Consider the following 14,119-nt stretch of genomic DNA (forward strand, 5'->3'; position numbering starts at 1 on the left):
CCACAGATGATCTCCACGGGTAGTTTGTCCCTATATTACCGCCGTATTCTTCTACGGTTGGCTATACATCTCTATTTTTTTAAAAAAACTATTGCCTCCCTATTCAAATTTGAATATAATAAATTTTGCTTCTAATTATGAACATTTTTCGAACAGAACTATCACTATTAAGAAAAAGGAGCTGCGAAGCATGCATACTAAAGAAAGTAATCTTAAACTCGTAGTGGTTGGCCTGCTGCTTGGTATTCTTATGTCCGCAATGGACAATACCATTGTAGCTTCAGCTATGGGAACGATAGTCTCAGATCTTGGCGGTCTGGATAAAATCGTATGGGTAACCTCCGCTTACATGGTAATGGTAATGGCCGGAACCCCTATCTTCGGCAAGCTCTCTGATATGTATGGACGTAAACGTTTCTTCATTTTCGGATTGATTGTATTCCTGATTGGCTCGGCTTTGTGCGGTACTGCCACCAGTATCACACAGCTCAGTATTTACCGTGCCATTCAAGGGATCGGCGGCGGTGCACTAATGCCAATCGCCTTCACCATCGTTTTCGACATTTACCCGCCTGAAAAAAGAGGAAAATTGACCGGTCTCTTTGGAGCCGTCTTCGGAATCTCCAGTGTACTTGGACCTTTACTCGGTGCCTATATTACCGACTATGTTGGTTGGCAGTGGGTATTCTACATTAACCTGCCGCTAGGAATTATTGCACTGTTCCTGATTGCAACTTCTTATAAGGAGTCGATCTCCCACGCTAAACAGCGCATTGACTGGGGTGGAGCCTTCACTCTGGTTGGCGCGATTATCTGCCTAATGTTCGCTCTGGAACTTGGTGGTAATCAATATGCTTGGGATTCCAGTGCCATCCTTGGCTTATTCGTAGGTTTTGCTGTTCTCTTGCTGGCGTTTATCCTTATTGAGAGAGTAGCTGCTGAACCTGTGATCTCGTTCGCTATGTTCCGCAAACGGTTGTTTGCAACAAGCAGCGTGACCAGCCTATTTTATGGCTCTGCTTTTATCGTAGCTACTATTTACATTCCTATCTTTGTGCAGGGTGTATTTGGCGGCTCAGCTACGAACTCAGGGCTGATCCTTATGCCGATGATGATCGGTACGGTCGTTGGCAGTCAGACCGGGGGGCTGCTTACAACAAAAACCAGCTTCCGCAACATTATGATCCTATCCGCAGTCTGCTTTGTCGCAGGGGTCTACAGCCTAAGCACTTTATCACCAGATACCTCCCGCCTCATGCTTAATGTATTTATGGCTCTGACTGGGTTCGGCGTAGGCTTTTCCTTCTCCGTGCTGAGTATGGCAGCTATCCATAATTTCGATATGCGCCAACGGGGATCGGCAACATCGACCAGTACCTTCATGCGCTCCCTTGGAATGACGCTGGGAATTACGATCTTCGGGATTATTCAGCGGAATAGCTTTACTAACAGTCTAAGCGATGCTTTTGGCGGTAGTGAACAGTCAGCAGCTTTCGGAGATCCACGCGCTGCGTTAACACCTGAAGCAAGAGCAAAGATCCCTGCTGAAATATTAGAAAAAATATCAAGTGCGTTATCCACCTCTATTGCACAAACCTTTATGTGGGCTTTGATTCCTGCAGTGCTCGGTCTAGTCTTTGTACTGCTCATGCCAAAAGACCGTCTTACCATTCCTGCTAAAGCTGTTCAGGCGTCAGAGGGCAAAAGGTAACCATTATGTCCATGAAATTAGCCATTTTAGGTTTACTGCTGGAGCGGAACATGCATCCCTATGAAATCACATTAGTGATGAAGGAACGTTCCATGGACCGGATCACGAAGCTGCAGATGGGATCACTCTATTATGCTGTGGATAAGCTTGCACAAGATGGTTATATAGAAGCTTTAGAGGTCATCCGCAGCAGTGATCGGCCGGACAAAACAATCTATGCCATAACGGAGCAAGGTAAAGCTTTATTCGAACAGCTTATCCTGCAACAGATTAAGAAAAACGAACCCTTCTATCATCCGATGTATATGGCCCTGGCTATGTCCCGTCATATCGATCAGAGCAAGGTTGAGAAGCTGCTCGAGGAACGCCTCCGGGAAACAGAACATCAGGTTAATCTGGCTTATCAGGTATACGAGGAGCATATCTCCATCGTGCCTCGTTCTGCCCTGCATCTAATGTACGGTACATATGAGCACACCCTGACTGAGCTGAAATGGCTGCAGCGCCTATACGATGATGTTGTAGCACGCAAGCTAAAAGACATAGGGACACCGTTGAATTTAGAGGCCTAATGGCCTCTTTTTTCTGTTTAAGGGAGTCAAAATACGTTTATTAACGAGCACAATAGCCATTAAATCTCAAAGAAAGGCGAGGCGGTAAAAATGACTCAAGAAAAACATCAGCGGAATAGTGACAAACGGGATCACCCGGAACAATATCCAACAGAGAAAGAAAGTCTATTCGATCTTCATGAAAGTGAGCAGAATGTAGACCCGATTCCGATGGAAGATTTGACGCTGGAAAAGCACGAAGAAAAGAATAAAGAAGAGACCAAACACCGCTCTTCCAGCGACAAAAAATACCATACGGGCTTCTGAGAGTGTACAATATCTACAAGTACGCAATCATAATTTCCAAGGAGGAATCACATTGTTGAAAGCGTTACCTTTAAACAAGCGCGGGATTCCCGCAAGCCGCATTGCTTTAGGCTGCATGGGGCTAGGCGGTGACTGGGACCATGAGCCGATTACTGCGGAGAATGTTAAACAGGGACATGAAGCGGTTGATGCCGCCCTTTCCATCGGCATCAACATGTTTGATCATGCAGATATCTATACTCGTGGGAAGGCGGAGAAGGTATTCGGTCAGATTTTTAAGGATCGTCCAAGACTACGTGAAGAAATCATAATTCAATCTAAATGTGGAATTAAGCTAATGGAGCCTGGAGACAGCACTAATACGTTTGATTTCTCTGGCCAACATATTCTGAACAGTGTAGATGGAATATTGTCACGACTTGGGACCGAATACATTGATATTCTTCTACTGCATAGACCTGATCCCTTAATGGATCCCGAGGAAGTAGCCTCCGCATTACATCAACTGAAGGCCGCTGGTAAGGTTCGTCATTTCGGGGTTTCCAATATGAGCGCCGCTCAGATCAAGCTGCTGCAGACTTATTGCGATGAACCTTTTATCGTAAACCAGCTGCATATGAGCTTGGCTAAGATCAGCTGGGTGGATGCTGGAATCAGTGTAAATCGTGAACCCTGGAAGGATATTATCTTTCCTGAGGGAACCCTTGAACATTGTCGAATGGAGAACATTCAGCTTCAAGCCTGGGGGCCACTCGCCCAAGGTCTATTTAGCGGGCGTTCATTAGAGGATCAACCGGAGAATATCGTCCAAACAGCAGCTATGGTCCAACAGCTTGCAGATGAAAAAGGAACAACACCCGAAGCCATTGTACTGGCTTGGCTAATGACACATCCAGCTGCCATTCAGCCTGTTATTGGAACTGTGAATCCGAAGCGTATTACTGCCTGTGCCGATGCGGACAAGCTGGAGCTTAGCCGTAAAGAATGGTATGACCTGTATGTTAGTTCACGCGGTTCAAAACTTCCGTAACATATACATTTATATTCTCAACTTCATTACTCCGCTTATGCCCGGCTCGCGTTACTACTGCGAGCCGGGTATTTTTTTGCGAATCACTCTAACTTATCGTTCTTTATTGAGAATATATTTAGTAATCGAGCGATATATGGAGTTATTTAGAGATAAATTATCATTTTCGTTCTTTATAGAGTACAAATGCGCGTTATTGGCAGTTTTCTTTTTGATTTATTCCATGTATGATTCATTACAGAAGTTGTTCTTAATAAAGAACGATAATAACGAACCAAAGAAACAGACATTGAGGGGAGGTATTCCTCTGAGACCCAGATCAGCAAGGAGAAGACCTAGAAGAAACAGGAAAATCGGATTACGTATACTGCAATCAGGAATGGCTGTCTCCGTCTTATTTCTATATACCTCGCAGCAAGTTGGTGGTACCTATGGAGGCTTTGGAGCCGCTACGCAAACCACTAGCACGATTAGCTTTTGCGAAGTATTTCCGAATTCGATCAAGGCACTGCTTACAGAGTTCAAAGAGCATGTTAATCGAGCGCTCACTTTAAAAGAATCACTACAGCCCTTTTCCTCATCAGCTAACTACTCGGACGTTTCGGGAATAGAAGGGATGTCGCTGGAAGAGCTTGATGTCGCTGCAGAAGAGATTTCTTCGCAAATAGCGGCGCTTCAATCCCAAATAGATAGCGTTAACGAGCAACTGGCGGCTAACAGCCAAATTTGGAATCAAATCCACAATGAGCTAAGTGCAGCAGCAGCCTTACTCTTCCAGATAGGAGGATATATGACTTCTCTAGATTCCAACTGTCTAGAAATCAAGGACGAGCAATTTTTCAGAGATTTACAAAGCAGCCTGAATCAAAGCGGTGTGATCTCAGAATCCTTGAATGCTTCCTTAAATGGAGTTATTAGTTACCTAACCTCCATACACGATGTTGGTCTTCCATTCGCTTCGGTAGTTACCAGTGATGTTTATGGACAACTTGAATTACGCGAAGGAGAGTTCCCACAGCCACTGCCATTCCTGATTACCTTCACTCAACCAGACGGCGTGATCTCTAGCGACCTCACCTCATCTTATGAAGCTCTAAATACCGAATTGACTAACCATAAAGAATCGGCAACCTCAGGTATCACTACCCTTCAAGATAAACTCCAATTGATCAGTCAGACTCGCGAGCAAAAACTAGAAGAGCTTGAAAAAGCTCGGCTAGAAGAAGAGCAAGCAAAGAAAGAAGAAGAAGCGAAAAAAGAAGAAGAACGTTTGGCTGAGGAGAAAAGGCAACAAGAAGCCGAGGATAAAGCGAAAGCTGAGGCAACCCCTCCAACATCAGGCGAAACTGCTCTGGAAGCCCCAAATAAAGAACAACCTGAAGCCCCAGCCACTGACCCGGTTAAGCCGGAAATTGACGAAGAGCTCACAATTCCAAAAGATGTCCCTCAGCAAGAGGCTCCACAAGAGACGCCAAAGGCGGAAGACAGTACGACTACCCCGCCGGTAGCAACCCAAGCTCCTTCGGACCCTCAACCTGAGAAAGGTGGAGAATAAGATGCGAATTAAAAAAATTATCAATAATACCCTATCGAGCTTAATGCTTGTGATCTTTATTCTGCTGGTGGCAGCCGTAGTGTTATCCAAGGCCTCCGGCGGTGAACCTGCTTTCTTCGGATATGAGATCAAAACCGTACTCTCAGGATCGATGGAACCAGGAATTCAGACAGGCTCAATTGTCGCATTAAAACCCGGAGGGGATATGAATCGTTTCAAACCAGGCGATGTCATCACCTTTAGGAATGAAGATAATCTGCTCATTACTCACCGGATTGTAGAAGCGACCGTCAATAACGCTACTGGTGAAGCTGTTTATCGCACTAAAGGCGATAACAACGACGCGCCCGACATGAACCCTACCAGTTCTGTGAATGTTGTAGCTCAGTATACCGGGGTCACTGTACCCTATGTCGGTTACGCTATGAATTTCGCGGTTTCCAAAGCTGGAAGTGTAGTCCTCATGATCGTGCCTGGCTTGATGCTTCTGCTCTATGCTCTGTATACCTCTTGGAAGGCTGTAGCTGCATTAGAAAAGAAAAATGCTGCCCTACTGCCAGCCTCACCGCCCCCAACAGAAACACAGCCCTAAGTTGATTGTCCACTTCCGCTTACGAACCGGAAGATACAATATATAAATTTTATAAAAAATTCAAACACAAATTTGAGGAGGAATTTTATTATGGGTATCAAGAAAACATTGGGTCTTGGCGTAGCATCTGCAGCACTGGGTTTATCATTAATCGGCGGAGGAACCTTCGCATACTTTAGCGACACTGCGCAAAGCACAGCTACATTCGCAGCGGGCACGCTCGATCTGAACTCCGACCCTTCTGTCATCGTTAATATTCCTAACCTGAAACCAGGTGATACGGTAACTAAATCCTTCAAATTGAAAAACGATGGTTCGCTCGATATCGGATCTATTATTCTGAATACATCGACTCAAATCACGGATGCTAAAGGAGATAACTACCTGGATTTAGCCGAGTTCATTAAAGTTAAATTCCTTAGAAATAATGATAAAGGAGTACCTATCGTCTCTCCTGAAAATGTAGTTTATGAGACTACACTTGCTGCTTTAAAAAGTCAGCATCCGGATCTCGTAAAAAATACAGGTTGGGATCAACTCTTTACCGAAGCATCCGGTATTAAAGCCGGTACCAACGACAGCTTCTCCGTCCAATTCGAATTTGTGGAAAATAACCAAGATCAAAATATTTTCCAAGGCGATAGCTTAACACTGACTTGGGATTTCGTAGCTAAACAAGGTGCGAAAAAAGACTACTAAGATCAATAAAGTAATTTAATAAAATACTCGAAGAGCAGCAGATCCTGAATCCGGCCACGGATAAGCAGATTGCTGCTCTTCTCTTTACAATAAACTTTGTCCGATTTATTGATATTTGCTATACTAATAACAAAAATTACGGAGGGGCGTCAGCATAGTGCCACAGAATATGGGCCAACGTATCCAGCAGCTCCGCCTAGACAAGGGTTTCTCCCTATCTGAGCTTGCGGACAGAGCAGATGTGGCTAAGTCGTATCTTAGCAACGTGGAGAGAAACATCCAATCCAATCCATCCATCCAGTTTATCGAAAAAATCGCTGACGCGCTTCAGGTATCCATTCATGCCCTACTCTATGGAGAACCCAATGATGCAGAGGAATCACATTTAGATTCGGAATGGTTCCGATTGGTGCAGGAAGCTATGGACTCAGGCATTAGCAAACGCGAATTCAAAGAATTTCTGGACTATCAGAAATGGAAGCTCGATCAAAAGGATTAATACTTCCTACTAATCTGGTACGATCCTCTCTTCTACTAAATCATATCGAAAAAGGACACAGCGAAGAACCGCTGTGCCCTTTTTCGATATGTAACCCCTCTAATGTATTACTGCACGATCTGCACAGTTTTCTCATGAAAGAACTGGCGGATTTCATCTGCCTTAATGCCAGCCTTCTTAGCTGCTAATAATAAATGTACCCACTCTTGATCCAGATCAATAAACTGCTGTTCTCTGTTGCTACCCTGGTTGGACTTTTCCAAAAAATCTCCCCCTAAGATTTTACGTCCCCAGGCAATCCGGCTGTCATAGTATCTCTACCTTAGACCCGCGACTTTGTGCCCCTGCCTTTCGGCAAGTTTACCTTTTACTGGACCCTTTTCACGAAAGGATCTACTTAAAAAACTATAAAATTACTATCTGCAATAACATTATACAAAAAGAAAGCGGAAAAGTGTGTCGATTCCTGGTTACTTTCTATTTTAAAAACGAAAAATAAAAGATTTTTTTTCAAAGATCTTGTCCGATTATCACGATACTCGTCCGTTACATAAAATAAATTGTACTAGCAAAATAAATATTTACTGACCTAATAGTTAAAAATAAGGATAATAGAATCATTTTAATAGGCCTTTAGAATGGGTAATGAGAAGAAACACCCTTCTTTTCATTAGAACAAGCTAACCCATACCATTTTGCGAACGTATTGGACGAAAGAATGAATTGATTACAGTGGCCGAAAGTAGCACAATAAGATGAGAAATGAAACCGCAATCATCACAGCTCCAGTAAGCGTTGACACAAAATGTCACGTATGGAGTTCATCCGTTAAGGAGGATGTATTCATGGCAGCCAAAGAGCCCTATAACGAATCCATTTGGAGTAAGTATTACGGACCCAATTTAGGCTACATTCAAGAAAGATATGAACAGTTTGTGAAAGATCCCTCCACCGTAGAAAATAATTATCGCGAGCTTTTTACAAATTCGGGACCTCCTCCCCTAACTCCGGATAGCGAACCGGCTCCTCAGCCGCGCATCTCGGGAGACACCGAATGGCTTAGAAAAGCAGTAAGAGCTTCCAAGCTAATCGCCAATATTCGTATATATGGCCATATGGCCGCTGAAATTGATCCGCTGGTACGCGATCAGAATCCCATGGCAAAATATCTTGAGCTTGAAACCTATGGGCTGACCCGCGAAGACCTGATCGCACTGCCTGCCACGCTTATATGGGAAAATGCGCCGAATGATGTGCATACCGGATGGGATGCCGTGCAACGTATGCGTCAGGCATACACCAAGACTATCGCCTATGAATTCGGGCATGTGCATGAAGAAAAAGAACTGCAATGGCTAAATAGACAGGCAGAATCCACCAGCTCACCAGCACCCCTAAATAATACAGAACGCAAAGAGCTCCTGAACCGCCTGATTCAGGTAGAGCAATTTGAAACCTTCCTCCACAAGACTTTTGTAGGTCAGAAGCGTTTCAGTCTTGAAGGCAATGATGCTCTTGTGCCGATGTTAGATGAAATCGTACGTGCTGCTGCACATGACGGTGCGGAGCATATTTTGATGGGCATGGCGCATCGCGGCCGCCTCAACGTTCTTGCACATATTTTGGGCAAACCTTATGATATCATATTTTCAGAGTTTCATCATTCTCCGAACAAGGAGCTTTTCCCTTCCGAAGGCTCCACAGGCATTAACTATGGTTGGACAGGTGATGTGAAATACCATCTCGGTGCAGACCGTGCTGTCCGTGAAGGAGAAACCGTACGCACAAGAATAACACTAGCGAATAACCCAAGTCACTTGGAATTCGTCAATCCTGTCGTGGAAGGTTTCACTCGTGCCGCACAAGAAGATCGGAGCACTGCAGGACTGCCGAAGATTGATACCAGTAAAGCTATGGCGGTGCTGATGCATGGCGATGCTGCTTTTCCAGGTGAAGGAATTGTTGCAGAAACGCTTAATATCGGCAAACTTCAAGGTTATCAAAATGGTGGGACGATCCATATCATTGTTAATAACCGAATTGGTTTTACGACTGAAAGTGAAGATTCCCGTTCTACGCATTATGCGAGTGACATCGCCAAAGGGTATGAAATCCCAATAGTCCATGTCAACGCTGATGACCCAGAGGCCTGCGTAGCAGCTGTACGTTTAGCTAGCGCATACCGCCATCAATTCAAAAAAGATTTCGTAATTGATCTCATCGGCTACCGCCGTCATGGTCACAACGAAATGGATGATCCTGAAACCACACAACCTATTGTCTACGGCAAGGTTCGCAATCATCCAACCGTCTACAAGGTTTATGCAGAGAGACTGAAAAACGAAAAGGTTCTTACCGCCGAAGACGTACAAAAGATGAATGCTGAAGCAGAAAGCGTATTGCAGCGTGCGTACGATACTATGAAGGAAGGCAATCATAAGAAAAAAGAACCCAAAGCCTTCATTCCTCTACAAACGGACCGCGCAGCGGCAAACACTACAGCGGTATCCATCTCCAGCCTGCAGGAGATCAATCGTGAACTGTTGACGGTTCCTGCTGGATTCCAGGTTTACCCGAAGCTGGAGCGCATTTTACAACGTCGTAAAGATGCACTGAATGAGGGTGAAAAGGTCGACTGGGCACTGGCTGAAACATTAGCCTTCGCTACCATTCTGAAAAATGGAACGCCCATCCGACTGAGCGGTCAAGATGCCCAGCGCGGAACCTTCGCACATCGCCATCTGGTGCTGCACGACAGTAAAACAGGAGATTTATTCTCTCCGCTACATCAGCTAAGCGATTCCCGTGCCTCCTTTGGCGTATACAACAGTCCATTGTCAGAGGCATCAGTATTAGGCTTTGAATATGGTTATAATGTGTTTGCACCGGAAACCTTCGTAATCTGGGAAGCACAGTATGGTGATTTCGCCAATGCGGGTCAGGTTATTTTTGACCAGTTCATTGCCGCTGGACGCGCCAAATGGACACAGCGCAGCAATCTCGTCATCATGCTGCCGCATGGCTACGAAGGACAGGGACCTGAGCACTCCAGCGGTAGGCTGGAACGGTTCTTGCAGCTATCCGCTGAGGAGAACTGGACGGTCGCTAACCTGACTACCGCTTCGCAATATTTCCATCTGCTGCGGCGCCAAGCAGCGTTATGCGGGCAGGAAGATGCTAGACCGCTAGTCATTATGACGCCGAAAAGTCTCATTCGGAATACGCGCAGCACTTCTGCCGGAACCGAGCTGGCTTCAGGACAATTCAAGCCTGTATTAGCTGAATCTTTGCTTGGCCAGAAACCAAGTGAAGTTAAACGGCTCGTAGTCTGCAGCGGTAAAGTCGCTATCGACATCCAAACAGAACTGGAAGCAGCACCGGATAAGGATTGGTCATGGCTGCATGTTCTTCGCCTAGAGCAGCTTTATCCGTTCCCGGAACAGGAGCTAAGCGAACATTTAAACTCCTTCAGCTCCCTTCAGGAAATTGTCTGGGTGCAAGAAGAGCCGAAAAATATGGGCGGCTGGAGCTATAGTGAGCCTCGGTTACGCGCCATCGCACCGAAAAATGCCGGCGTAAGATATATCGGCCGTCCGGAACGTTCCAGCCCGGCCAGTGGTTATGCAGATGTGCATAGCTTCGAACAACGTAGAATTGTAACAGAAGCCCTAAAATCAAATTCGAACGTACAAGCGGCTGTACCGTCCTCTTAAGAGGACGGTATCACAATAGCGTAAACCATTATGTTTGGGGAGGAAACGGCCTGTGTCAGAAATCTTAGTACCCGATCTGGGAGAATCCATATCCGAAGGAACCATCTACAAATGGCTGGTTAAAGAAGGCGACACGGTAGGTCAAGGCGATGTGCTCGCTGAGCTGGAAACGGATAAAGTCAATCTGGAAATTAGTGCAGAGGTGGAGGGTGTCATCTCCACCATCCTGCGTCAAGCGGGCGAGAACGTAGCCGTTGGCGAAGCCATCGGCATCATTGGAGCCGCAAGCGGCAGTACGCCGCGGGGTGCTGAAAGCGAAGCCGAAGCGCCTAAAGCGGCTCCGGCAGGCGGCAACGCAGTAGCAGCCGCCGCGCCTGTAGCTGCGCCCGAAGTGCCTGCAGCAGGTGGCGACAGCCATGCTGCCTTGGCATCGCCGGGCGCACGCAAGCTGGCACGGGAGCGCGGCATCGACCTCGGCGAGGTTAGCGCCCGTGATCCTATCGGCCGGATTGGTCAGGCCGATGTGTCCGGTCATGGTGCAGCAGCGCCGCAGGCCGCTGCACCGGTAGCTCCGGCGCCGCAAGGCAAGCCGGAGCCAGCGAAGCCGGCAGCGGGCAAAGCCACGCCGGACGAGGGCAAAAACGTGGAGCGCAAGCGCATGTCACGCAGACGGCTCACGATTGCCAGCCGCTTGGTCGAAGCGCAGCAGACCGCGGCCATGCTTACCACCTTCAACGAGGTGGACATGACAGCGATCCTCGACATCCGCAAGCGCCGCAAGGATGCATTTAAAGAGAAACATGAAGTTGGACTAGGCTTCATGTCCTTCTTCACCAAAGCCGTGATCGGTGCGCTTAAAACCTATCCACTGCTGAACGCCGAAATCGACGGTGAAGATCTGGTCGTTAAGAAATTCTACGACATCGGTATTGCTGTTGCAGCGAAAGAAGGACTTGTAGTTCCCGTAGTCCGTGATGCGGATCGGCTCAGCTTCCCGGAAATCGAGCGCCAGATTGGCGAGCTCGCTTCCAAAGCACGTGCCAATACGCTCAGCCTCTCCGAGCTGCAAGGCGGAACATTCACCATCACCAACGGTGGCGTATTCGGCTCCTTGTTATCCACACCGATTCTGAATACACCACAGGTGGGTATTCTAGGGATGCATAAGATCCAACTGCGTCCGATCGCGCTAGACGAAGAAAGAACCGTAAACCGTCCAATGATGTACATCGCCCTTTCCTATGATCACCGGATCGTTGACGGCTCTGAAGCGGTAAGCTTCCTGGTCAAAGTGAAGGAATTGCTGGAAGATCCGGAAGCACTACTGCTAGAAGGCTAACGCTCTTCGAATTTTCGAAGACATAAGAATATAAAGAAGGTATCCCTACAGCTCTCGCTTTGGGGATACCTTTTTTTATATCTGGATCCAATTGCTGCCTTCCTTGCATACGATTTAACTGTATTTTATACACTTATTTATTTCTGATCCGCTCATAGCCTCTTCTCTAATTGCATTCTCTACAACTAAAATCCGTAAAAACTTCTATTTCCACTAATCTAACCAGTAATAGCTGCATCAAATACAACTAAAGGGCCTATATACAGCTATTGGTGAACTTTAATTGCACATAATACAACTAACTTAGCGCATGCACCTTCAAACTACATACTACACACTACGCACTACTAACTACTAACTACTAACTACTAACTACTAACTACTAACTACTAACTTCAAACCTCAAACTTCAAACTTCAAACTTCAAACTTCAAACTTCAAACCTCAAACTTCAAACCTCAAACCTCAAACTTCAAAACTCTACTTCAATAGCTCCTCAGCCAGCTGTAAAAATTGCTCCTGGGTCAAAATCGTATCTCCATAGCTGGTGAGTGTATAATACGCATCCTGCTTCTCGTTATACCAATTTAGATAATCATAGCTGACTTCTTCCCTTACTACCTTGTTATAGATAACTTCTGTCCCTGCAACTTTGAGCTTATTAGCTTGATTCTCAGGCGTTTGTTCCACGAAAACCTTGCCGCCATGCATGAGCGTTGCTGAGATCCCTATAAAAGCATTGTTCTTCGAATAAGTTACACTTAGCCCCCCTGGCTCGGACCACGGTATAGCCTTCATAAACAAATTGCGGGTCCCCTTGTCCTTATTTGCCTGAGCGGTAAGATCATTTAATGTTTCCTTATACAGAGAACCTGGCTTAGCTGTATCCGTAGTCGGAGAATTAGGATGGATTACACCATATTTAAAAGCGTACCCCGCTGCCGTTTTGGGAAGCATTGGCGCCCCTGTTCTTTTGATTTCTTTTAAAAAATCAGAATACGCATCTATCCGCTGCTCTTTATACTTAAACTGCAATTCTGTCGCCAAGCCTGCTGCACCTGCTTTATTTTTCACAAGATAAGCGATCAATTCACCCGGTTTAGCGAACTCTTCTGCTTGCTGCGCATATTTATCATAAGAAGCCCTTTCTGCAGATTCAGTCGGCGCAACATGTTGGACCTTCACTACTCCTTCACTATTGCGGATTTGGATATATTCAGACGCAGCATACGCAGTCACAGAAATCAGCAGAAACAGCGTTAACATACTGGCCACTGCCGTTGTTTTATTCATCACCCTCAGCGAGAACGATCGCTTCCGACCTGTTATGCCAGTAATACGCCCCATGACCTTATCTTCTACATCTACCTCATCCAAAAGTTCATTGCCCGCCGAGGCATAAATTATATCTTGGTATTCATTGCTGATTTTGTTTCTTTCCATATGATCTCCTCCTCTGACTTCATAGCTTCCTGAACCTTTAGCTTGATCCGATTCATTCTTTTAGTTAGCGCATTGGGACTGACCCCTAGAATCTCACTTATCTCAGCATAAGTTTGTTCCTCAAACACCCGCAGAATAAGTATGTTTCTCTCCTCAAGCGACAATCGCGCTAAAGCTGCAGACAATGAAGGACTGTACAACCGAGCATCCAGCTCCTGTTCAGGACTTGCAGACAGTACTTCCGGACGAAAAATACGCATGACTTGCTTATGCAGACGACGCCTGCGCAGCAGATTTAAGCAATGATGATATGCGATACGATAGAGCCATGCCGAGAAATGCATTTGCGATTTGTATTGCCGGATAGATTGATAACCCTTTACCAAAATATCCTGAACCGCGTCCTCCGCATCCTGCTTGTTTTCTAACAAACGATAGCAATATCGATAGATCGGCTTTTGGAATGACCTGACAATTAAAGCATACTGCTCGGAATCTCCCTTTTGAATCCTAACGATTAGCTCTTCCAACTCTGTCGAGTCTAGCGAATCCTGTGGCGATGTAAGCACCTCCTTAACCTTTATATCTCTATAACACTTGACCACCGAAAAAAGTGCCTATGTAAACCAAACTAAAGGAAATTTTATAAAAGCTGACAGT

13 protein-coding genes and 1 riboswitch are annotated in these 14,119 nt (G+C 45.8%); of the genes, 10 read left to right on the forward strand and 3 right to left on the reverse strand.

Annotated elements, in window-relative coordinates; all coding sequences use genetic code 11:
* The first annotated feature begins 190 nt into the window (after positions 1-190).
* The 8 genes from MHH63_RS22225 to MHH63_RS22260 all read left to right on the forward strand — a co-directional run bounded on the left by MHH63_RS22225 (position 191) and on the right by MHH63_RS22260 (position 6,964).
* Positions 191-1,711, forward strand: a complete 1,521-nt coding sequence (locus tag MHH63_RS22225; protein WP_036682771.1) for an MDR family MFS transporter — start codon at positions 191-193, stop codon at positions 1,709-1,711.
* 5 nt (positions 1,712-1,716) lie between these two features.
* Positions 1,717-2,283, forward strand: a complete 567-nt coding sequence (locus tag MHH63_RS22230; RefSeq protein ID WP_036682773.1) for a PadR family transcriptional regulator — start codon at positions 1,717-1,719, stop codon at positions 2,281-2,283.
* A 90-nt stretch (positions 2,284-2,373) separates the two neighbouring features.
* Entirely contained in the window at positions 2,374-2,589 is a 216-nt protein-coding gene (locus tag MHH63_RS22235; RefSeq protein WP_076278921.1) for a hypothetical protein, read from the forward strand.
* A 52-nt stretch (positions 2,590-2,641) separates the two neighbouring features.
* Entirely contained in the window at positions 2,642-3,619 is a 978-nt protein-coding gene (locus MHH63_RS22240; protein WP_076124641.1) for an aldo/keto reductase, read from the forward strand.
* Positions 3,620-3,998: 379 nt separating this feature from the next.
* Complete coding sequence (locus tag MHH63_RS22245) at positions 3,999-5,174, forward strand: hypothetical protein (protein WP_341172119.1); 1,176 nt, start codon at positions 3,999-4,001, stop codon at positions 5,172-5,174.
* A gap of 1 nt (position 5,175) precedes the next feature.
* Positions 5,176-5,766, forward strand: coding sequence for a signal peptidase I SipW (gene sipW / locus MHH63_RS22250; protein WP_076124645.1), 591 nt, complete (start codon positions 5,176-5,178; stop codon positions 5,764-5,766).
* Between the two features lie 90 nt (positions 5,767-5,856).
* Positions 5,857-6,465 (forward strand): TasA family protein, encoded by a 609-nt coding sequence (locus MHH63_RS22255; protein WP_036682781.1) that lies wholly within the window; start codon positions 5,857-5,859, stop codon positions 6,463-6,465.
* Between the two features lie 169 nt (positions 6,466-6,634).
* The gene (locus MHH63_RS22260) at positions 6,635-6,964 is read left to right on the forward strand and encodes a helix-turn-helix domain-containing protein (RefSeq protein ID WP_036682795.1); all 330 of its coding nucleotides are present in this window, start codon (positions 6,635-6,637) and stop codon (positions 6,962-6,964) included.
* 107 nt (positions 6,965-7,071) lie between these two features.
* Here the strand turns inward: MHH63_RS22260 and MHH63_RS22265 are convergent, their stop codons facing one another.
* Complete coding sequence (locus MHH63_RS22265) at positions 7,072-7,227, reverse strand: anti-repressor SinI family protein (RefSeq protein WP_232061118.1); 156 nt, start codon at positions 7,225-7,227, stop codon at positions 7,072-7,074.
* A gap of 27 nt (positions 7,228-7,254) precedes the next feature.
* Positions 7,255-7,339, reverse strand: a riboswitch (cyclic di-GMP riboswitch).
* Between the two features lie 470 nt (positions 7,340-7,809).
* Between MHH63_RS22265 and MHH63_RS22270 the strand changes: the two genes are divergently transcribed.
* Together MHH63_RS22270 and odhB are read left to right on the forward strand one after the other, a co-directional pair.
* Complete coding sequence (locus MHH63_RS22270) at positions 7,810-10,677, forward strand: 2-oxoglutarate dehydrogenase E1 component (protein WP_076185640.1); 2,868 nt, start codon at positions 7,810-7,812, stop codon at positions 10,675-10,677.
* Between the two features lie 52 nt (positions 10,678-10,729).
* The gene (gene odhB / locus MHH63_RS22275) at positions 10,730-12,016 is read left to right on the forward strand and encodes a 2-oxoglutarate dehydrogenase complex dihydrolipoyllysine-residue succinyltransferase (protein WP_076192707.1); all 1,287 of its coding nucleotides are present in this window, start codon (positions 10,730-10,732) and stop codon (positions 12,014-12,016) included.
* Positions 12,017-12,496: 480 nt separating this feature from the next.
* On the opposite strand, the gene MHH63_RS22280 is transcribed toward odhB, so the two are convergent.
* Entirely contained in the window at positions 12,497-13,459 is a 963-nt protein-coding gene (locus MHH63_RS22280; protein WP_341172120.1) for a hypothetical protein, read from the reverse strand.
* A complete protein-coding gene (locus tag MHH63_RS22285) occupies positions 13,420-14,028 on the reverse strand; it encodes an RNA polymerase sigma factor (RefSeq protein ID WP_076282348.1) in 609 nt (202 codons plus the stop codon). The genes MHH63_RS22280 and MHH63_RS22285 overlap by 40 nt, the downstream gene beginning before the upstream one ends.
* Positions 14,029-14,119 lie beyond the last annotated feature (91 nt).

This window comes from Paenibacillus sp. FSL H3-0310, assembly GCF_038002785.1.
Classification (GTDB): domain Bacteria; phylum Bacillota; class Bacilli; order Paenibacillales; family Paenibacillaceae; genus Paenibacillus_AQ; species Paenibacillus_AQ odorifer.